The sequence below is a fragment of the Paraburkholderia fungorum genome (assembly GCF_003610895.1).
In the GTDB taxonomy this organism is placed as follows: domain Bacteria; phylum Pseudomonadota; class Gammaproteobacteria; order Burkholderiales; family Burkholderiaceae; genus Paraburkholderia; species Paraburkholderia fungorum_B.
The window spans coordinates 96,838-117,819 of the sequence record NZ_MCAS01000014.1 but is presented as its reverse complement, the minus strand read 5'-3'; the positions used below and the strand labels follow the sequence as shown (position 1 = coordinate 117,819).

16 protein-coding genes are annotated in these 20,982 nt (G+C 64.1%); 11 read left to right on the top strand and 5 right to left on the bottom strand.

Going from position 1 to position 20,982, the window contains the following annotated elements:
* Nucleotides 1-161: 161 nt before the first annotated feature.
* Together BCY88_RS16155 and BCY88_RS16150 are read left to right on the top strand one after the other, a co-directional pair.
* On the top strand, nt 162-1,562 hold the full coding sequence (locus tag BCY88_RS16155) for a GntP family permease (RefSeq protein WP_120345256.1): 1,401 nt from the start codon (nt 162-164) through the stop codon (nt 1,560-1,562).
* Nucleotides 1,563-1,791: 229 nt separating this feature from the next.
* Complete coding sequence (locus BCY88_RS16150; RefSeq protein WP_120345255.1) at nt 1,792-2,760, top strand: alpha/beta hydrolase family protein; 969 nt, start codon at nt 1,792-1,794, stop codon at nt 2,758-2,760.
* A gap of 42 nt (nt 2,761-2,802) precedes the next feature.
* On the opposite strand, the gene BCY88_RS16145 is transcribed toward BCY88_RS16150, so the two are convergent.
* On the bottom strand, nt 2,803-6,444 hold the full coding sequence (locus tag BCY88_RS16145; protein ID WP_120345254.1) for an ATP-binding protein: 3,642 nt from the start codon (nt 6,442-6,444) through the stop codon (nt 2,803-2,805).
* Nucleotides 6,445-6,743: 299 nt separating this feature from the next.
* Here BCY88_RS16145 and BCY88_RS16140 point away from each other — a divergent pair, with 299 nt between their 5' ends.
* The 6 genes from BCY88_RS16140 (at nt 6,744) to BCY88_RS16115 (ending at nt 14,191) form a co-directional block, all read left to right on the top strand.
* Complete coding sequence (locus BCY88_RS16140; RefSeq protein ID WP_120345253.1) at nt 6,744-8,429, top strand: methyl-accepting chemotaxis protein; 1,686 nt, start codon at nt 6,744-6,746, stop codon at nt 8,427-8,429.
* Between the two features lie 467 nt (nt 8,430-8,896).
* Complete coding sequence (locus tag BCY88_RS16135; RefSeq protein ID WP_007178686.1) at nt 8,897-9,148, top strand: hypothetical protein; 252 nt, start codon at nt 8,897-8,899, stop codon at nt 9,146-9,148.
* A gap of 342 nt (nt 9,149-9,490) precedes the next feature.
* On the top strand, nt 9,491-10,486 hold the full coding sequence (locus tag BCY88_RS16130) for a DedA family protein/thiosulfate sulfurtransferase GlpE (protein WP_120345252.1): 996 nt from the start codon (nt 9,491-9,493) through the stop codon (nt 10,484-10,486).
* 83 nt (nt 10,487-10,569) lie between these two features.
* Nucleotides 10,570-12,282 carry an FAD-dependent oxidoreductase gene (locus tag BCY88_RS16125; RefSeq protein ID WP_120345251.1) on the top strand — a complete coding sequence of 571 codons (1,713 nt, stop codon included), beginning with the start codon at nt 10,570-10,572 and terminating at the stop codon, nt 12,280-12,282.
* 184 nt (nt 12,283-12,466) lie between these two features.
* Nucleotides 12,467-12,754: a hypothetical protein gene (locus BCY88_RS16120; protein WP_120345250.1), complete on the top strand. Its 288-nt coding sequence runs from the start codon at nt 12,467-12,469 to the stop codon at nt 12,752-12,754.
* 213 nt (nt 12,755-12,967) lie between these two features.
* Nucleotides 12,968-14,191 carry a winged helix-turn-helix domain-containing protein gene (locus BCY88_RS16115; RefSeq protein WP_120345281.1) on the top strand — a complete coding sequence of 408 codons (1,224 nt, stop codon included), beginning with the start codon at nt 12,968-12,970 and terminating at the stop codon, nt 14,189-14,191.
* A gap of 33 nt (nt 14,192-14,224) precedes the next feature.
* Here the strand turns inward: BCY88_RS16115 and BCY88_RS16110 are convergent, their stop codons facing one another.
* The 3 genes from BCY88_RS16110 to BCY88_RS16100 all read right to left on the bottom strand — a co-directional run bounded on the left by BCY88_RS16110 (nt 14,225) and on the right by BCY88_RS16100 (nt 15,999).
* A complete protein-coding gene (locus BCY88_RS16110) occupies nt 14,225-14,824 on the bottom strand; it encodes a LysE family translocator (protein ID WP_120345249.1) in 600 nt (199 codons plus the stop codon).
* 95 nt (nt 14,825-14,919) lie between these two features.
* Nucleotides 14,920-15,177, bottom strand: a complete 258-nt coding sequence (locus BCY88_RS16105; protein ID WP_120345248.1) for a hypothetical protein — start codon at nt 15,175-15,177, stop codon at nt 14,920-14,922.
* A gap of 111 nt (nt 15,178-15,288) precedes the next feature.
* On the bottom strand, nt 15,289-15,999 hold the full coding sequence (locus BCY88_RS16100; protein ID WP_120345247.1) for a helix-turn-helix transcriptional regulator: 711 nt from the start codon (nt 15,997-15,999) through the stop codon (nt 15,289-15,291).
* A gap of 65 nt (nt 16,000-16,064) precedes the next feature.
* On the opposite strand from BCY88_RS16100, the gene BCY88_RS16095 reads away from it, so the two are divergent.
* Complete coding sequence (locus BCY88_RS16095; RefSeq protein ID WP_120345246.1) at nt 16,065-17,498, top strand: MFS transporter; 1,434 nt, start codon at nt 16,065-16,067, stop codon at nt 17,496-17,498.
* The gene (locus tag BCY88_RS16090) at nt 17,495-18,508 is read left to right on the top strand and encodes a LysR family transcriptional regulator (RefSeq protein ID WP_120345245.1); all 1,014 of its coding nucleotides are present in this window, start codon (nt 17,495-17,497) and stop codon (nt 18,506-18,508) included. Before BCY88_RS16095 ends, BCY88_RS16090 begins: the two co-directional genes overlap by 4 nt.
* Before the next feature lie 27 nt (nt 18,509-18,535).
* Here BCY88_RS16090 and BCY88_RS16085 read toward each other — a convergent pair whose 3' ends face one another.
* Nucleotides 18,536-19,405 carry a LysR family transcriptional regulator gene (locus BCY88_RS16085; RefSeq protein ID WP_183081382.1) on the bottom strand — a complete coding sequence of 290 codons (870 nt, stop codon included), beginning with the start codon at nt 19,403-19,405 and terminating at the stop codon, nt 18,536-18,538.
* 129 nt (nt 19,406-19,534) lie between these two features.
* Between BCY88_RS16085 and BCY88_RS16080 the strand changes: the two genes are divergently transcribed.
* On the top strand, nt 19,535-20,965 hold the full coding sequence (locus BCY88_RS16080; RefSeq protein ID WP_120345243.1) for an MFS transporter: 1,431 nt from the start codon (nt 19,535-19,537) through the stop codon (nt 20,963-20,965).
* The last annotated feature ends 17 nt before the right edge of the window (nt 20,966-20,982 follow it).

The following is a 20,982-nucleotide window of genomic DNA, read 5'->3' as shown; positions in this document are numbered from 1 at the left end:
CGTTTGGGTACAATCGGCCGCATCACGTTTCGAACTTCGCCTGTGAAATCAACGGGCAGGCCACCGCAGCGCAGGTGGCATGGAATCTGCATTTGCGGGCGCCGGGCCGTCGCACTCATCGGGACGGCGTACACGTAGAACAACCAAGCTTCGGAGACTCAATGTCCTTTGTTATCGTCCTCGCCGCGCTGGCGTTTCTGATGTTTGCCGCGTATCGCGGCTACAGCGTCATTCTGTTCGCGCCGATCGCCGCTCTCGGCGCTGTGCTGCTCACCGATCCGGGCGCTGTCGCACCGGTGTTCTCCGGCATCTTCATGGAGAAGATGGTCGGCTTCGTGAAGCTTTACTTCCCCGTATTTCTGCTGGGCGCGGTGTTCGGCAAGGTCATCGAACTGTCCGGCTTCTCGGAGTCGATCGTGGCCGCCGCCATCCGCTATATTGGCCGCTCGCGCGCCAATGCAGTGATCGTCGCGGTGTGCGCATTGCTCACGTATGGCGGCGTATCGCTGTTCGTGGTGGTGTTCGCCGTCTATCCGTTCGCCGCCGAACTGTACCGTCAGAGCAATATTCCGAAACGGCTGATGCCGGGCGCGATCGCGCTCGGTGCGTTCTCGTTCACGATGGACTCGCTGCCGGGCACGCCGCAGATCCAGAACATCATCCCGACCACTTTCTTCAAGACGACGTCCTGGGCCGCGCCCACGCTTGGCGTGATCGGCTCGCTGTTCATCATCGCGGTCGGACTCACGTATCTGGAATGGCGCCGCCGCGCGGCGATGGCGACCGGCGAAGGCTACGGCACGGATCTCGTCAACGAACCGGAACGCGTCGAATCGAAGCAACTGCCGCATCCGCTGCTCGCGGTCGCGCCGCTGGTGCTGGTCGGCGTGGCGAACTTCCTGCTGACCCGCTGGATTCCTAACTGGTACGGTGCCTCGTACACCGTCGCACCGGACATCCTGCCGGGCATCCATGCGCCGGTTACGACGACGATCAAAAGCGTCGTCGCGATCTGGGCCGTTGAAGGCGCGCTGCTGCTCGGTATCGTGATGGTCGTGGTGACGGCGTTCGGCCGCGTGCGCGAACGCTTTGCGATCGGCACCAAGGCCGCGGTGGCGGGCGCGTTGCTGGCTTCGTTGAATACCGCTTCGGAGTACGGCTTCGGCGGCGTAATCGCGGCGTTGCCGGGCTTCCTGGTTGTCAGCGATGCGTTGAAAAGCATTCCGAATCCGCTGGTCAACGCCGCCGTTTCGGTAAGCTCGCTGGCAGGTATCACGGGTTCGGCATCGGGCGGCATGAGCATTGCGCTCGCGGCCATGTCCGATACGTTCATCAAGGGCGCGGAAGCGGCGCACATCCCGATGGAAGTGTTGCACCGGGTGGTGGCCATGGCGAGCGGCGGCATGGACACACTGCCGCATAACGGCGCGGTGATTACGCTTCTGGCAGTGACGGGATTGACGCACCGCCAGTCGTACCGCGATATCTTTGCGGTGACGGTAATCAAGACGCTGGCGGTTTTCTTTGTGATCGCGGTGTATTACATGACCGGGCTGGTTTAACGCTATTGCGCTGAGAGACGGCTGATTCAAAGCTGGGCGCGCCGGCACATCGGCGCGCCCTTGCACTTTCTGGCGCGACGCTTGCGCATCTCTTACCATTTAATTTCATTTTTATACTCAATTGCAGTGTGCTTGACCCCGGCGCATTCCGATGTTTTGATTTGGGCGCGCGATTATCGACGCGCGAAATAAAACACGTGAAATAACGATCCAGAACCGGGGCATACACATGATCAAGAAGGTCACGGCGCGCGGGCTTTTCGCCCACGTCGCGCTCGCTGCGCTCGCCGCGTTCGTCGGCTGCGCGGCGCCGGCAGGCGCGGATGAACGCGATCCGATTGCCACCGATCTGCACGAGACCGTCGTTCAGGTTCCGATGACCGAACGCGGCTTGTTCGGAGAGCACACACGCGACATCGTCGCCACCACCTATATGCCCGACGGTGCGGGTCCGTTTCCGCTGATCGTCCTGAGCCATGGCAATCCGCCAAACGCCCACGATCGCTTCAAGGTCGGCCGCTACCGTCAGCTCGCGCAGATTCGCCAGTTTGTTCAGCTGGGCTTTGCGGTCATCGTTCCGATTCGGCGCGGCTATGGCGCGACCGGCGGCTCGTATGCGGAAAACACTGGTTCGTGCCAGAACCCCGACTTCGAAAGCGCTGGGCGGGAAGCCGCTCAAGACCTGCTCGCCACCATCGCGTTTGCGGACACGCTGCCGCAAGTCGATCGCAACAAAGTGATACTCGTCGGTCAGTCCGCTGGTGGGTTCGCTTCTCTCGCAGCGGCGAGCTATGCCCCCAAGGGACTCGTTGCGGTGATCAACTTCTCCGGCGGTCGCGGCGGGGATCCGCGCGAGCATCCCGGCCGGCCCTGCTCACCGGAGCAGATGGCCACGACCATGGCGCACTTTGCCTCGACCACGACCGTGCCCGTGCTGTGGCACTACGTCGAAAACGATCAGTATTTCGCGCCGGATGTCGTCAAGACCTGGTTCAGCGCGTTCCAGGCGGCAGGAGGACATGGCGAACTGGTTGTCGAACCACCTTTTGGCCGGGACGGCCACGGCATGTTCGCGGTGGACCGCTCGATTCCGATCTGGCTGCCGCATTTCGAGCAATTCGTCGCGCCGATTGTCCCGCTGAAGCAGAGCGCGCCCGCGCCTTCCACGAACGCGGACAATGCAGCCTCATCGCCGTAAGCGCGACAGCACGACGCAAGCGTGCGGCTGCCGCCGCACGCGTCAATGCATTGACGCTTCATCCAGACCGAATTGATCGCATATCGCCTCGTGCAAGGAGATCGCGCGTTCGTCCATGCCGGTCGTCCAACTCCCGCTGCTCACACATAGCTGCTCCAGCTCGCGGCATTGCTGCGCTAACTGCGACTCCTGCACGACGAGAAATCCGCCGGCGGCGCTATGCGCCCAGCCACCCAATGCCTCCCGGTCTTCCCGCTCGACAATCGCCAACAGCCTCGGCAGATCGTTTTGCAGGTGCTCCTTGAGCATCACCGTATAACGTGCCTTGTCGTCCGCGCTGAGCGTCGCGGCCGGATCGGCGGCTGCGTCGGCCGGATCGGCGGCTGCGTCGGCCGGATCGGCGGCTGCGTCGGCCGTACCCAGAGTCGCCGCAATTACCGGCGCTGTCGCAGACGTGCCTGTCGACGTTGATGTCGCCGCCAGTTGCCTTGCCGACGTCACGGCGAGCAACGCCGCCTCCAACTCATCCAGCGACGCCGGTTTTGCGACATAGCCGGTAAAGCCGCGCTCGCGCCAGCCTTCCTGCTGCTGATTGTCGGTGACCGCGCTAAAGGCCAGCACCGGCAAGTCCGCATGCGCTTTGCGCAACGCCGCCAGCAATGCGTACCCATCCATGACCGGCATGTGGATATCGGTCAGCACCACCTCGAAGTGCCCCAGCTCGAATGCCGCCAACGCTTGCCGCCCGTCGCCGGCGATTGTCGGCAGGCAACCCAGTGCATCGAGCTGCTCCACGATCAACGTCTGGATCAGTGGATTGTCTTCGGCGACCAGAACCGCCAGACCGTGCAGCGCGGGATTCGCAGCAGCGGGCGGGCGCGCCACGGCGGAGTCGCCCGCGAGCGGCTGCGCGCTCTCGTCAACCACGCCTCCCTCGGCCGCCAGTTCGACTGCGGACAGGATCGCCGCCCGGCTGAATTCAGTGGCTTCGAGCACGCCATCGGCACGCGCCGCGGGACGATGCGGCCCGGTTCGTGTAACCCACGCGACGCCGACCGGCTGGACTTCACGCAACCCGGCAACGGCGTCAAGACCGTACTCACCGGTAACCAGCATCGCTTTCGGCTGGTTCACGCGTAACCAGGCCTGCGCGCTGCGCGCCGACATCACCGTGTGCGCCGACCAGCCCGCGCGCCGCAGCCAGCCATCGAGCAGTTGTCCCGACTCACGCTCCTGACACAGCACCAGCACGTTTCCACGGCGCGCCGGCTCGACGGCCGGAACACGCAATTCATCCGGCGGCAACGCAAGCGGTATCGAAACACTGAATGCGCTGCCTACCCCGAGCACGCTCTCGACGGAAATATGCCCGCCCATCAATTCGCACAGCCGCGCGCAGATCGACAAACCCAGGCCGGTGCCGCCATAGCGGCTCGAGGTGCTGGCCTCGCCCTGCTCGAACGGATTGAAAATGCGCGCCACCAGCGCCTGATCCATGCCGATGCCCGAATCGCAGACCCGGCAGGTCAGAATCGGGCGCCCTTGCAGATCGTCCTTCACTTCGGCATTCAACGTGATCTTGCCGCACGACGTGAACTTGAACGCGTTGCTCAACAGGTTATTGACGATCTGCGCGATGCGCGTGCGATCGCCGCGCAGTGGCTGATCGAGCGTCGGCGAAAGGTGCGAGTAAAAGCGGATCGCGCGGTCCGCCGTCATCGGCGCGTAGGACAGCGCAATATTTTCAAAATCGTCGATGGGCAGGAACGATTCAGTCACGAGCCTCATCTCGCCCGCGTCGATCTTTGAAAAATCGAGAATGTCGTTGACGATGCGGCGCAGCGCGCCGGCCGCCACCTCCAGCGTGGCGAGCCGCCGCGTGTGCGCTTCGAGGCCGGGGGTCCGCGCGAACAGCTCGAGATTGCCGAGTAACGCGTTCAACGGTGTGCGGATTTCATGGCTCATCGAGGCGAAGAAATTCGAACGCGCCCGCATCATGCTCTCGGCACTCTGCTGCGCGAGCCGCAGTTGCTGTTCGAGCGCATGCTGCGTGGTCACATCGAGAATCGCGCAGAACAGCACGTCTGCGTTCGCGTAACGCGCAGGGGCGTACGTGAACTGCAGGAACTGTTCGGGCGCTGCGCTGCTTACATCGTTTGCGTCATTTGCGTCCGGCTGCGGCTGCGGCCGTGGCGGCGACTCCGGTTGCGATTGCTGCGCCGGTAGCTGCGATTGCGAATGCGCCTGAAGAGGCTGCGCAGGCGCGACAAACGCCGCGACCTTCGCGAACGCCGCGACCGACGGTTTGTCAGGCGCCTGCGCCGAGAACTCGCCGACGATGTGCGGCGGCAAGCGGTTACTGCCAGGTTCGATATGCAGCAGCGCACCCGCCAGCGCGTTGGCGTTGATGATCGAATAGTCGCTTTGCCGAACGATGCACAAGCCGATCGGTGTCGCGCTGACGAGAATATGGTTGATGGTTTCGCTTTCCAGCGCGCGCGAGGTTTCCGCAAAGCTGTTGCGCAACAGACGCAAGCCCCAGAAGCGCGCTGTCAGCGCAATCGCCACCAACACCAGAAGCGTGAGGCCGACGAGCGCGGCCAGTTGCCAGCCGAGCGCGGCAAGCAGTGAGCGCCAGGGCAGATAGCCGACCAGCGTGCCGAAGTCACGCATGAGCGGCTCGCTCAGAAACACGCCGTCGCTTGTGTAGCGATAGACGCCGGGCGGGGAACCTGCAACAACGCCCTGCAGCACCCTCAAGGCTTTCTCGCCGATAGGCGGTGACGACACGATCAGGCGGCGGTCCGCCGTTAGCAGCAACAGTGTGCCCTCGCCGGTTGGCCTGCCAAGATGCGCCTCAAGCGCGTCAAGCGGGATACTCACAATGACGAGCGTGATCGGCGTGTTGCCGGCGTAAAGCGCCGCTACTTCCGAGATCACCTGAATCCCTTGTAGCGGATCGCGGTACGGTCCGAGCCACACGCGCTCGCCTTTGCCCGGCACGCGCTTGCCGGTTTGTGCCAGCAACTCGCGTTCGGTCGCCTCGCGCAGCGTGCCGATGATCGCTGGTTGCAGCGCCGGTGTTTCGACGGGTTTGGGATCGGCTGTCGCACCCGTCACTGGTTGAGCGAAAGACGGCAGGATCGCGGCATAGTCCTCGTTCAGTCCAAGCAGCATGGCGCGTTGCTGCAGTTCGAAGGCCTGCTGCGTGACCAGCATGGACTGCGCCGCCTCGTACAGCCGCCACAGTTTCGCGCGGAAATCCGGCCCCCACGCCGTGCGCGTCGCCTCACCGACCAGCACGTCGAATTGCGCGTCGATCTGGTTCACCGTGCCCCGCGCCGTGCCTGTCGGCAGGATCGATTTCTCGACGTCATCGGGCACGCGCAGTACCTCACCGGTCTCCTGATAGTAGTTGAGGGTCAGTTCTGCGCGGCGCAGGAACGACTCTTCGCGATGCAGGAGCAGCGAGATGTCGGTGGCATTCCGGGAGGCGAGCGTTCGCCGGTAGTCAAGATGCTTGCCGGCGGCAAGCAGGGCCAGCAACAGCGCAAAGACGACGACGATCAGCATCAGCGAGGCAATGGTCGCCAGGTACACACGCTGTTGGCGCTTCGCGCTATGCGCAAGCGAGGCGAACGCATGGGCCAGTGATTCCTGAGTCCGGTCGAGGATCTTCTGCATCAGCTCGCTTGAGTAGCGGATTCGCGCAGGCAGACCGCTGCGGGTGTCGGGGCGGCGAAATGCGTCTGCAGGCCTTTGTCCGGCGCAGTGTAACGCTTTTGAAGGCACCGGGAAACGCATCCGGCACCCTTTCTGCCCGTGACGCAAAGCGCATGAAGACAACCCTGTGATAACGGCGTGGCGGGTCATAAACCTGAGTGGTTTACTGGGAAACCCTCAAGCATGCGGGGTTAATGCCGTTATTCCTTGCATAGATGTAAGGGCCGCGCGGACGCGCGTCCGCACCTGCAAGGAAAGCCATGCGCAACAACCAGCCTGTCACCGGGCACGAGTACGAATTCCCTTCGTCACAGATGCTTGTTTCCGCGACCGATCTGACCGGCCGCATCCAGTATTGCAACCCGGCCTTCATCGCCGTCTCGGGGTACACGCGCGAAGAGCTGATCGGCCAGCCGCACAATCTGATCCGTCATCCAGACATGCCACGCGAAGCCTTCGCCGACATGTGGGCGACAATCCGCGACGGCCGCCCATGGACCGCGCTCGTCAAGAATCGCCGCAAGAACGGCGACTACTACTGGGTGCATGCGAACGTCACGCCGGTGGTCGAAAAAGGCGCCGTGGTCGGCTATCTGAGCGTACGCGTGAAACCGGACCGCGATGCGGTGCGCGCCGCCGACGCACTGTACGCGCGCATCCGCACCGGCGAGTCGCGGGCGTTCAGGCTGCATCGCGGCGTGGTCGTGCGCACGGGTCTGCCGGGCCGTCTGCAATCGCTGATGCGTCTGCCCGTCGCGACACGCGCGGCGGTCGGCTATGCGATCACGCCGCTGGCTTTGTTGCTGACAGGCTTCGCTGCATGGGGCGGCACACCGCCCACGCCGTTCTGGATCGCGTCCGGCGTCACCGCCGCCTTCAGCCTCCTGTCCTGGCGAATGCTGACACGGCAGCTCGCCGAACCGATTCGCGACATGTCCGGTTTCGCAACCCGCCTCGCCGCGGGCGACCTGACCGCCGACCTGGTGATCGTGCGTCACGACGACCTCGGCGATGTGCTGCAAGCCTTGAATCAGTTGAAGGCGAATCTTGCGGCGATCGTCTACGACGTGCGCGCGCAGATCACCGGCATGCTCGACAACGCGCGCGAAATCTCCAGCGGCAATGTCGACCTCGCGCGCCGCACCGAACTGCAGGCGGCGTCGCTCGAAGAAACGGCGGCCACCATGGAACAATTGACCACCACCGTGCAAGCCAACGCCGACGCCAGCGTGCGTGCGCTCGATCTGGCGAAAGACGCGCAAGCGGCAGCGGCCGTCGGCGGCAAGATCGCGGGGCAGGTCGAACAGACCATGGCCGGCATCACGGCGGCATCGAAACGCATTGCGGACATCACCGGCGTCATCGACGGCATTGCGTTCCAGACCAACATTCTTGCCCTGAATGCCGCCGTCGAAGCGGCCCGCGCGGGCGAAGCGGGCCGCTCGTTCGCGGTCGTCGCGGGCGAAGTGCGGATGCTGGCGCAACGGTGCGCGGCTTCGTCGAAGGAAATCAAGTCGGTGGTCGAGGCGAGTGCAACCGAGGTGGCGCTCGGCACGGAACTGGTTGCTCGCACCACCTCGCAGATGCGCGTGATCGATGAGGCAGTGAGCCGCGTGTCGTCGATCATCGTCGAAGTGGCGAACGCGAGCAGCGAGCAGGCTGAAGGGATTCGCCAGGTCAATCAGGCGGTCTCGCATCTGGACGGCGCCACGCAGCAGAACGCGGCCCTGGTCGAACAGGCGGCGGCCACGGCGCAGCGTCTCGCGGAACAGGCCGATGTGCTGGACGAAGCAGTGCGCCTCTTCACGGTCGCCGACGCAACACCCGCGCCGCGAGCCGCACAGCCGCGGCAACCGCTGCCGTCGGCACCTGCGCGTCATGCGGCGCCGCTTCCGGCGCACAAGCCAGCGCCAGAAGTCGAACAGGAAGAACCCACATTAATCTGATGGATCGGCGTTACTCCCACCTCGACAGTCCGGAATTGACGCAGCACGATGACACCGTCAGCGCTCAGTTGGTTGTAAGGACACGCTGACCCGAGTAACAACGGCGTTTAGCAGCCCGTCCCTCCGGGGGCGGGCTTTTTTTTGCCCGCTGTTTCTGGCGCGATGCGCGTCCCTAACCGAAGCGCGCGTCAGCACCATGACAGCCGGGGAGAAGGGTTGCACCGCGACGGGGCACGAAAAATGAAGCCGTCGTGGCGGGGAGTCGCGTTAAACTGGCTATTACAGTCGGGCGGGCGCCACGGTTCGCATTGCCCAGCGGGCCGCGCCAGCGATTGGCCAGTACAGCGCGGCGCCCGGCAGGCAGATAGGTGGGCGGGCAGATTCCCAGATGTGAGCGCGGCGCGACAGACGGCGCGCGAGCCTGCCCGTACAATGGTTCGATCAACAACGGAACAAGGACAACCTCGATGCGCACTACCGGGTCCTCCGGGTCAATGGCCCTGCTCACCGAATACGACGACGCAACGGCGCGCGAACTCCGCTCGCTGCGCCTCGAATCGACAGAAGACGGCAAAGGCATTCTTCTGATCGAGGTCGATGAGCGCAAGCCAGGCATTCACCGCGAAGTGCGCTACGAAATCACGCCTGCCGAACTGATTGCGGCGATTCGCGCGCATGGCGCGGAGTTGCCGGGCGAACAACACAATCACCGCCAGTAAAGCTGGCGCGCGGCATTACGCTCGTCACACGCAATAAATACCTTACGCGGCCTCTGCTCTACCAAGCCTGGTTTGTGTACTGCGAGACGCCCTACGGGCGTCCGTAGCCCGTTATTCGCCACCCGCTTGTGGCGTATGCTGCAATTAATTTCGCTTTGTTCGATTCGCGCTTCTATTCCCCGCTTTTAATCCGCGTGGCATGTTGCGCCCGGGCTTTCAACCTCCGGATAGCGGACCTGTTTGCCGGGCGTTTGCACGTCTTGAAAATGCGTCCATAATCTTTACATTCTCCCTTGCTTTTCCTACCAGCGCCGCGCTCGAAAGGGCTGCGGATGTAAGCCGATGCTACATGATCTCGTCGAGCAATATGGACCGGCGCTCGTCTTCGCGAACGTGCTGGCCGCCTCGCTCGGGCTGCCGGTGCCCGCGATGCCGTCGCTCGTGCTGTTCGGGGCGATGGCGGCCATGCATCCCGGGTCCGTGGGCACGCAACTGATGCCGGTGCTGGTGTTGTCGATATTCGCCACGCTGATCGGCGACAGCGCCTGGTATCTCGCCGGCCGGCTGTACGGCGGCAATACGCTGAAAACGATCTGCCGTCTTTCGCTGTCGCGCGATACCTGTGTAAAAAAGACCGAACGCTTTTTCGGCCGCTGGGGTGTGCGCGTGCTGGCGGTGGCGAAGTTCGTGCCGGGCCTGTCGATCGTGTCGATTCCGATGGCCGGCGCCATGGGCGCGCGCTACCGCACGTTTCTCACTTACGACGGCATCGGCGCAGCCTTGTGGTCGGGCACCGGGTTGATCATCGGCGCGTTGTTCGCCCGGCAGATCGACATGCTGTTCGCCATGGCCGGACGCCTCGGCCGCACGGCCGCATTGGTGGCCGTCGCTTTGCTGTTGCTGTATGCCGCTTATCGCTGGATCCGCCGGCGTCAGCTGATTTCCAAGCTGGCGACGCAGCGAATCGAAGTCGACGAGCTGGCGAAGCTGGTCGCAGCCGGCAAAACGCCGGTGCTGTTCGACATCCGCTCGCAGGAAAAGCGCGCGCTCGATCCGTTCGTGATTCCGGGCTCGCAATTTGCCGACGAGCGGCAACTCGACGAGATCGTGGCGAGGTACCCGCACGATCAGAAGGTGGTGATTTACTGTTCGTGCCCAAATGAAATATCCGCGGCATGGATGGCCAAGCAGATGAACGAAGCCGGCTTCGCCGACGTGCTGCCGCTGCGCGGCGGCATGGAAGCCTGGCGCGACTCGGGCAGGACGGTAGATGCGCTGCCCGGCATGCCACCGCCCGAAGTGGCGGTCGACGACGACATCGCGCCCAAGGCCGTGTAGCGCAGCAGCGCATTCACATCGGCGCCCGCGCCGCTTCGCCCCCCGTGTCGATCAATCCGGATGAACACAGAAGGAGCGGTTCAATGCTGTCGACTCAAGAAGCAGAAGGGCAACAAGCCGTTGTCGCCGACGCGCCGTTTTCGTCGCTCTCGACGCGCATGCATCAGATGTTCCCCGAACTCACATGCGCGGAAATCGATCGTCTGCGCCGGTTCGGCGAGGTGGGCCACTGGGAAGCCGGTGAGCTGCTGTTCGAAACCGGCCACACCGGCCCGGGCATGTTCGTGATGTTGAATGGACGTGTAAAGGTTTATCAGCGCGATGGTATCGGGCGCGAGGTCGTGATTGCAGAACACGGCACCGGGCATTTTCTCGCCGAAGTCGGGCAACTGTCCGGGCGGCCCGCGCTCGTCAACGGTATGGCGGTGAATGCCGTCGACGCGTTGCTGATCCCGCCGGACAAGCTGCGTGCGCTGATCGTCGCCGAGGCCGAACTGGGCGAGCGCATCATGCGCGCGCTGATCCTGCGGCGCGTGTCGCTGATCGAAAAAGGCGCGGGCGGACCGATCCTGATCGGCAATAGCCGGGACTCGAGGCTCGTGATGTTGCAAGGCTTCCTGTCACGCAACGGCCATCCTCATTCGGTGATCGACGAACGCGACGAAGACGCGCTGCGTCTGATCGAACAGTTCGCCGCACAGCAGGAAGACATGCCGCTGGTGATCTGCCCGGACGGCTCGGTGCTGCGTCATCCGAGCATGCCGGAACTCGCCACCTGCCTCGGCTTGCTGCCCGATCTCGACGATTCGCATGTGTACGACGTCGCGATTGTCGGTGCGGGACCGGCCGGCCTCGCCACCGCCGTGTACGCGGCGTCCGAAGGCCTTTCGGTCATCGTGCTCGACAGCCGTGCACCGGGCGGCCAGGCCGGCGCCAGTTCGCGGATCGAAAACTATCTCGGCTTTCCGACCGGCATTTCCGGCCAGGCACTGGCGGGCCGTGCCTTCGTGCAGGCGCAGAAGTTCGGCGCGCACGTCGCGATTCCGGTGCATGTGAAAGCGCTGCATTGCGGAGAGTCGCCGTACCGGCTCGAGCTCAAATGTGGCGGACATATCACCTCCCGCGCGATTGTGATCGCGAGCGGCGCGGTCTATCGGCGCCCCGCGCTCGAAGGCCTCGACCGCTTCGACGGGCGCGGCGTCTACTACTGGGCATCGCCAGTCGAGGCCAAGCTGTGCAAGCGTCAGGAGATCGTGCTCGTGGGTGGCGGCAATTCAGCCGGCCAGGCGATCGTCTATCTGGCGACACATGCAGCCAAGGTTCACGTGTTGATCCGCCGCAGCGGCTTTGAAGCCACCATGTCGCGCTATCTGATCGACCGGATCCGCTCGCTGCCGAATGTGTTCGTGCATCCGAATTCGGAAATTGGCCGGCTCGAGGCAGACGAAATCGGCCTCTCGTCGGTCGTGTTGAAGAAACCGCTGCCCGACGGCACCGAAAGCTTCGATACGCGGCATCTGTTCCTGTTCACCGGCGCGGATCCGAACACCGACTGGCTGCGCACCTGCGGCGTGGCGCTCGACGAAAAGGGCTTCGTGCTAACGGGCACCAGCGTGGACGGCGCATCCGTTTGCGATCTCGCAACGACAGTCGACGGCGTGTATGCGATCGGCGACGCGCGCGCCGGTTCGACGAAACGCGTCGCCGCGGCGGTCGGAGAAGGCGCGGCGGTGGTCGCGCAGATCCATCAACTGCTGGCGGTATCGGCGGGAGAAGCGGTCGCTTTAGGGGCTTGAGCGGTCTCTCTGGCGTATGGCAGGGCCTGCCGGTGCCGCTCTGAGCGGCCCGCCAGGTAATCTGCTGTTACACACGCCTTCAACTGGTTTCACCTGCCTTTCTTTCTGTTCCGTAAGATTGCCGTCAGCCATTCGACAGTGAATGGCTGACTTTTTTCGCAATCTTGCATGGGAGGAGAGAAGCATGATCCAACGCGCGTTCGTTATCGCCGTCTTCAGCCTTGCCGCCGCCTGCGCATCGACCTCGGCCCTGGCACGGGTGGACGTCGGCGTGTTCGTCAACACACCCGGCCCCATGTACGCTCCGCCGCCCGTGGTTTATGCGCCCTCGCCGATTTATGCGCCGCCGCCGGTGGTTTATGCGCCTGTGCGACCCGTGTACGGCTATGGGTACCGCGGCGATTACTACCGTGGGCATCGTGGCGGTCATGACCATGGTCGCCACCGTGGCTGGGACAAGCACCACAGGTGAGATCGGCAAAATCCGTTCGGCCGTCTTGCCTTGCACGGCGCGATGCGCCGGTCGGGCCACACGCCGATTCGTTTTACGTAATCGCGCTACAGTAGCGGCTGCTGATCCAGGTCGGACCTCGTGTCCGCTCCCATCGCAGTCACGGGTTGACCCAGGCTCGTGACTTAAGCCCTTGACTTAAGCTCGTGACTCAAGACCGTGAACGACGCCCGCGTGAAGACACTCCCTCTATCCGCCGCGCGCACCTTGCATCTGGCCGCACAAGGTTTGCTGACACCGCCGCGCCGCAAAGCCGTCAAGACCGACGTGCTCGACGCCATCCGCCGCATGGCGCAATTGCAGATCGACACGATTCACGTCGTCGCGCGTAGTCCGTATCTCGTGCTCTTTAGCCGGCTTGGCGCGTATCCGCAGCAATGGCTCGATGAGCATCTCGCCGAAGGCAAGCTGTTTGAATACTGGTCACATGAAGCCTGCTTCGTCCCGACCGAAGACTACGGTCTGCTGCGCCATCGCATGCTCGACCCGAGCGAGATGGGCTGGAAATACGCGGCCGAGTGGCACAAGAAACATCGCAAGGACATCGACAAGCTGCTCGCCCATATCCGTGCGACAGGCCCCGTACGATCAGCGGACTTCGCTCGCGAGGCGGGTAAAGGTAACGGCTGGTGGGACTGGAAGCCAGAGAAGCGCCACCTGGAAGTGCTGTTTGCGATCGGGCAACTGATGGTGGCCGAGCGGCGCAATTTTCATCGCGTCTACGATCTGACCGAACGCGTGTTGCCGGACTGGGACGACGCGCGCGACCTGCCGCCGCGGGAAACCGCAACCGCGGAAGCGTTACGCCGAACCTGTCGCGCACTCGGCGTGGTACGCGCCGACTGGGTCGCCGATTACTACCGGCTGCCGCGCCGTCCCTACCGCGACGAACTGAGTGCGCTCGCCGACCAGGGTGAGTTGATCCCGGTGCAAGTGGAAGGCTGGAAGCAGGACACTTTCGTCCATCATGAATTCGCACCGATGATCGACGACGCAGCGACCGGCAAGCTCGCTTCAACCGTCACTACGGTGCTGTCACCGTTCGATCCGGTGGTGTGGGACCGCAAGCGGGCCGCCGCACTCTTTGATTTCGACTACGCGATCGAATGCTATACACCCGCCGCGAAGCGCAAGTACGGTTACTTCGTATTGCCGCTTTTGAGCCGGGGGCGCCTCGTCGGCCGCGTGGATGCGAAGGCGCATCGGACCAGTGGCGTGTTCGAATTGAAATCGCTGCACATTGAACCCGGCGTGCGATTCAGCGCGAGGCTGGCAGGCGATCTGCGCCGCGCTCTGCAGCGCTGTGCGGACTGGCACGGCACACCGCAACTGGACATTGCCTCCGCGCCGCCGCAATGGCTTGAAGCGTTGAACACGGACAGCAGGATAGACGCGTAGCCGCGCAGCATCCGCGCTCTGCAACACGCGGTCTTAATGCAGCGCCGCCCATGCGAGCGACAAGGAAAACACGCCCAGCACAATCGACGCGCCGCGCTGCATCTTCACCGGATTCAACCAGCTGAGTTTGCCGCTGCCAAGCGCCGCGCCGAACGTGATCCACGCAAGCGCGATCGGCACCAGCAGGCAGGCGAACATCAGCATCGCTACGGCATAGGCAGGAACATACGCGAACGCGGCGGCGGGAAAGATCGTGCCCGCGAACAACAGCCCTTTCGGGTTGAGCAGCGTCGCCACGAATAGCGTGCGCATGCCGCTTGCCCGCTGCGTCGAATCGGGCAAGGCCACCGCCGCGCGCCACATATCGACGGCGAGATATGCGATGTACACGCCGGCCGCCACGCGCAGCAGCGACGGTAACCACGGCAACGCGTGCCCGGCTTGCGCGAGAAAGTGTCCCCACACTGAAATCGACACAACATACCCGGCCAGTTCAGCGGCGATCAACGGCACCGAACGCCGCAGGCCCTGGCGCAAACCGGCTGCCGCGAGCAACGTGTTGGTCGGACCCGGCGTAATCAGTACGACGATAATGCCGATCGCCAGCAACGCGATATCAGACGAGGAAAGCATAAAAAAGGCGCAATGTTATAAACAATGCGCCTTTTTATCACAGAGTGAGACACCGCCGAAATGAAGCGGCGCTTGCGATCCGGATCACGCCGGCTTCAGTGCTCCAGCTTCGCGCGCAATTCGCGAGCGGCTTCCAGAAGTCCCTCGTAACCCGAACGTGCGTGCTCCGGCAGGTCGGGGTCGCCGACGAATGCGCCGAGCGTTTCGATGAGGCTGTACAGAATGCCCTTTGCGGCGCCCGAAGCGATACTGCCGGACGATACCTGCTGATTCACGTGACTGAGCGCGGCATCGAGGTGTTCCAGATCGGGCCGGTCGTCTTGAGGCGGCTGAGGCGTTGCGTCTTGCGTCATGATGAAACATCTCTCCGTTTGAAGCATCGGTGAACAAAGCCATCCTTTCACGTTGTTATATACCGATCGTGTGCTGCCGTCCATTCGTGATCGGACCCAGCGCGATCCACGTCAGCGATTCTTCATCGCATGGACGTTACTGCTTTTGACCCGCACGCGATAGGCACAGCGCCGCGCACCCAAAAGCACATGCTCCTCGCGCTCAATCGAACCTTCCTCGCCGACGATCTCCGTGAACAGCTGCAACTCAGTGCGGCAAAACCCCTGGCAAGTTCGCGCCGCCGCGCAGATCGGGCAGTGGTTCTCGAGCAGCAGCCAGTCGCGCCCGTCTTTATGCAACTCGGCCATATAGCCCTCGGCGCTGCGAAGCTCCGCGAGCCGGGCGAGCCGTGCCTTGAGGCTCTTGATCGGCTTGAGCACCGAGAGATAGTTCGCGCGCGTTTCGATGGCGCGCTGGTCGATCAATTTGTCGAGTCCCTGTTCGCCGAATAACTGGCGGATCGAACCGAGCAATTGCACGGTCAATTGCGAATGCGTGTCTGGAAAGCGTGCGTTACCCGCTGCCGTCAAACCCCAGCTTTGACTCGGCCGCCCCGGCCCGGCCTGCGACGCCTGGCGCCCTTCGATCAAGCCGCCCGTCAATAGCTTCTGGATCTGCTGCCGCGCGGCTTCGACCGTGATGCCGAGTTCGCCCGCGATCGACGCGGTCGACAAAAACCCCTGCGTCTTCAGCAGATTCAGGATGCGGTCCACCGGCGCGGCGGTTGTCACGGCCTGCGCGCTCGCCGGCGAATTTTCCAAGCTTTCATTTGCATATCTCATCGGAGCACATTATTATCCAAGCCAATACTTGCATAATAAGCCAGCCTCGCACGGCTGTCCATGATATGAAAAATCTGCAATCGGATGGTCCCGTCTGGAGCGATCTGCTCAGCGGCAGCAACGGCTGGAAGGCATTGGGTCTCGCAGGCGGCGTCGCGCTGCATGCCACCAACGTGTACGTGGCAACGACGATCCTGCCCTCGGTCGTGCATGACATCGGCGGGCTCGAACTGTATGCGTGGAACACCACGCTGTTCGTGGTCGCGTCGATTCTCGGTTCGGTGTTGTCGGTACGACTGCTCGCGGTACTCGGCGCGCGCTCCGCGTACTTCGCCGCGCTTGCGGTGTTCGCGTTAGGCACCGTGGTGTGCGCGTGCGCACCGTCAATGCCATGGATGCTCGCCGGCCGCACGCTGCAGGGTCTCGGCGGCGGCATTCTGCTCGCCCTCAGTTATGCGCTGATTCGCGTGGTGTTCGAAGAGCGCCTGTGGCCACGCGCGATGGGACTGGTATCCGGCATGTGGGGCGTGGCGACCTTGTGCGGGCCGGCGGTCGGCGGCATCTTCGCGCAACTCGGCGACTGGCGGCTGGCGTTCTGGGTGTTGCTGCCGGTCGTGCTGCTGCTGGCTGTGATCGTGCATCGCGAGGTCGACGGCAAACGTGCCCACGGCGACGCGGCCCAGCCGATCCCCTTGCTCAAGGTCGGCCTGCTCGGCGCGTCGGTGCTGGTGATTTCGCTCGCCGCACTGACTGATGACATGCGCTGGAACGCACTCGGCGTAGCCGCCGGCCTCGGTTTCGTCTGGCTGCTCGCCAGACTCGAACGCAGCGGCACGCCGACCCGCCTGTTCCCAAGCGGCTCGTTCTCGATTCGCACGCGGATCGGCAGCATCTATGCCTGCATGAGTCTGCTCGGCATCGGCGTGACCAGTGAGATCTTCGTGCCGTATTTCTTGCAGACGATCCACGGGCGTTCGCCGCTGGCCGCCGGTTATCTGACCGCCTTGATGGCGGCCGGCTGGTCGGTCGGCTCGATGTTCAGCGCCGGCCGCTCCGCCACCTTCGCGCAGGGCTTGAGCCGCGCCGGCCCGGTGGTTGCGGCACTCGGACTCGCCGCCCTCGCGTGGCTGATGCCGATAGCCGGCTTGTTCGACGGCTTGCCTGGCACGCTCGCGTTGTGCGCGGCGCTCGCGAGCGTCGGGCTGGGTGTCGGGATCGGCTGGCCGCATCTGCTCACCCGGGTGTTTACCGCCGCGCAGCCGGGCGAAGAGAACCTCGCGTCACTGTCGATCACCACCATTCAACTGTTCGCGATGGCGTTCGGTTCGGCGCTCGCGGGTCTCGTCGCGAACGGCGCCGGTCTGACGACCCTCGCCCCGCTGCCAGGGGCGCAACACACCGCGCTCTGGCTGTTCGCGACATTCGCGCTGGCGCCTCTGCTCGCTGCCGGACTGACCCGTCAACGTCCGCACCCGCGCCTTACCGGAGAAGCATCGTGATAGATCGAGTCCAGGCCATGCGGATCTTCGTGCGTATCGTCGATGCCAGCAGCTTCACGCGCGCCGCCGAGTCGCTGGAGATTCCGCGGGCCACTGCGACAACCACCGTGCAGGCGCTCGAGTCCCTGCTTGGCGTCCAATTGCTGGTACGCACGACGCGCAAGGTCACCGTGACCACCGAAGGCGCCGCGTACTACGAGCGCTGCGCGCAGATTCTCGCCGCCATCGAAGAAGTCGAATCGGGCCTCTTCAACCGTCCGGAGAATCTGCGCGGCCGCTTGCGCGTAGCGATGCCGGGAATGATCGCCGCGTCGATCGTGGTGCCTGCTCTGGCCTCGTTCCGTGCGCTGCATCCGCATGTCGAACTGGCGCTCGGCGTGAGTCAGCGCGCGCTCGAACCGGCTGGCGAAAGCGTGGATTGCAGCATCGAGCTAGGCGAGTTGCCCGATTCCCGGCTGCTCGTGCGCCGTCTCGGACTGCTCGAACGCGTCACCTGCGCGAGCCCGGCGTATCTCGCGCGCTTCGGCGCGCCGCGGCATCTCGACGAGCTCTCGGGTCACGTCGCGGTGAACTGGCTGTCGACGCAAAGCGGCCGCCGCGTGGATTTCGAGTTCAGCGTGGCCATGCGAGCGAGCAAGGTGAAAGTGGACAGCTTCGTGCAGGTGAACGACGAACACACGTATCTCGCCTGCGGTCTTGAAGGCCTCGGGCTGATTCAGCCAGGACGCACCACTGCCGCGCCGTATCTGGCATCCGGGCAGTTGATCGAGGTGCTGCCGAAGTGCAAGCCGACGCCCGTCGCCATCTCGGTGACGTACGTGAAAAGCCGGCAGATTTCGCCGCGCGTGCGCGCCTTTGTCGACTGGCTCGCCGAGGTGTTCGACAACGCGCCGGGCATGGTCAAGGCCGCGCCGCCGCCGGCCGAACCGCCGTTCTGGCCCGTGCTCGACGCGCAGCAACGGCTATACGGAGTCGATACGGCATCGTGCGAACGCATGGGCGGCCAATGAGCGCTGCGGCGCACTAGCAGGCGCGCCTCAGCGCGCCTGCGCGAATTCCTCCGCCACGGCCGCGATCAGCACCTGTATGCGCGCGGTCTTGTACAGATCGGCGTGCGCGACGACCCAGACATCGAACGGCTCCGCGCGATGCGGCATCACGCGCACCAGTTCCGGTTCGTAGTCGGCGCGAAAACACGGCAGCTCGGCAAAACCGAAACCGGCAAGCGCCGCTTCGAACAGCATCGCGGTAGATTGCGTCTGGAACACCAGACGCCCGCGGCAAGTCGGCTCACCGCACAAAGCCGCCCACTTCGACGGTAAAGCCGGCTGCTGATACATCACCAGATCGTGCCCCTCGAACGCGTCGCCTTCACGCGGCTCGCCGCGGGCGGCAATGTATTCGCGCGATGCGTAAATGCCGACCTCCAGTTGCGCGAGCTTGCGCGCGATCAGATCGGGCGCGTCGGGCCGCAGCGTGCGGATCGCTACATCTGCTTCACGCCGTGTCAGATTGCTGATCTGCGCGGACGTCACGCAGACGATCTCAATGCCCGGATGGGCGCGCCGTACCTTCGCGATGGCCGGCACCACGAAGCGTTTGCCGAGCGAATCGGTGGTGGCGACGCGGATCGTGCCCGCCAGCCGATCGTCGAGTCCGGCAATCCGCCGCTCGATCGACAAGGCCGCCTGCTCCATCGTCTCGGCCGCGCCGAGCAAGGCCTCGCCGGCCGGCGTCAGCACGAACAGGGCGGGGGTGCGCAAAAACAGCGTCGTCGAAAGTGTTTCTTCGAGCGCGGCGATTCGCCTGCCGACGGTTGCCTGATCGACATCGAGTTGTGCCGCCGCCCCGCGCAGCGTCCCCGTGCGCGCCACGGCAAGAAAAAATCGTGCGTTATCCCAGTTGATCATTGACGGCCCCATTCGTGATGCATATTTGCATCATACACATGCGAAATCACTGCTTTATTGCATGCGCGTATGTGACTAGACTTCGTCGATCGATTTGATTGCAGATCTACGCCGAGGAAACGCGCGATGACCGAATGCGCTGCTGAACAACCGCTGCCCGCCAGGCTTGCCGACGCAGAACGCGCCGCGAAGCGGCAGGGCCTGACGCTCGCGCTGGTGGCAAGCGGGATGTTCATGGCCGTGCTCGACACCACCATCGTCAACGTCGCCCTGCCCGCGATGCACGTGAGTCTGGGCGCCTCGGTGGGCGGTCTGGCATGGATCGTCGATGCTTACACACTGAGTTTTGCTGCGCTGATCCTCGCCGGCGGGGTCGCGTCCGACCGGTTCGGCGCAAAGGCGGTGTATTTGTGGGGCCTCGCGCTGTTCGTCGCCGCCTCCGCGGCTTGCGGACTGGCGCCGAACGTCGGCGCCCTGGTCGCCGCGCGCTTCGTGCAGGGCAGCGGCGCGGCGTTATTCCTGCCAGCGTCGCTCGCCATTGTGCGCAGCACGTTCGACGACCCGGTCGAACGCGGCCGCGCCATCGCCGCGTGGGCGGGAATAGCGTCGATAGCGGCGGCGATCGGGCCGGTGCTAGGTGGCCTGCTCGTGCAAGGGTTCGGCTGGCGCAGCGCGTTTCTGATCAACGTGCCGACCGGTCTCGTTGCGTTCGCGGGTGCATGGATCGTCGTCCGTCATTCGACCCGCAGCGTGGGCCGCCGTTTCGACTGGGGCGGCCAACTGGCAAGCATCGTCGCGCTCGGCGCACTCTGCTATGCCGCGATCGAATTGCCCTCGCGCGGGATCGCTGCCAGCGAGGTGTGGGGCGCGGCGCTGCTCGCCGTACTGGCTGCGTCGACCCTCGTGGTTGTCGAGCGGCGCGCGCATCATCCGATGGTGCCCGTCGAGTGGTTCAGCAACCGCCTGTTCGTGACGATGAATGCGATGGGGACGCTGGTCTACGTCGGCTACTTCGGGTTGTTGTTCGAGTTGAGCCTGTATCTGCACGGCGAGTTTGGGTTCAACGCCCGGCAGATCGGTCTTACGTTGTTGCCGCTGGCCGGCAGTCTGTCGCTTGGCAATGTGCTGGTGGGCAGGTTGCATGGGCGCTTCCGTGCGACGCAGTTCATGACGACGGGACTCGTACTGGCCGCCGTCGCGGTGCCGACGATGGTGATGAGCCTGGAATGGCGCGCGCCGTGGATCATCACGTATGCCGCGATGGTGATGTTCGGCGGCGGCACCGCATTGTCGGTGCCTCCGATGATTTCGACAGTGCTGGAACAGGTGCCCGGCGAACTGGCCGGCGTGGCTTCGGGATTATTGAATGCGTTGCGCCAGGCAGGGGGCCTTGTCGGCGTCGCAATGGCGGGGGCGGCGACGACTTTGGCACCGCATGTGTCGACGGCGTTGTGGTGCGTTGCCGCCATGGGCCTGGTGACGTATGCGAGCGCCGCAACTCTGGCGGCATTCGCGGCCTTCTCGCCGGGATGGAGCGAAGACCGGCGCACGGCTTAACTTCTTTGCCTGACGGA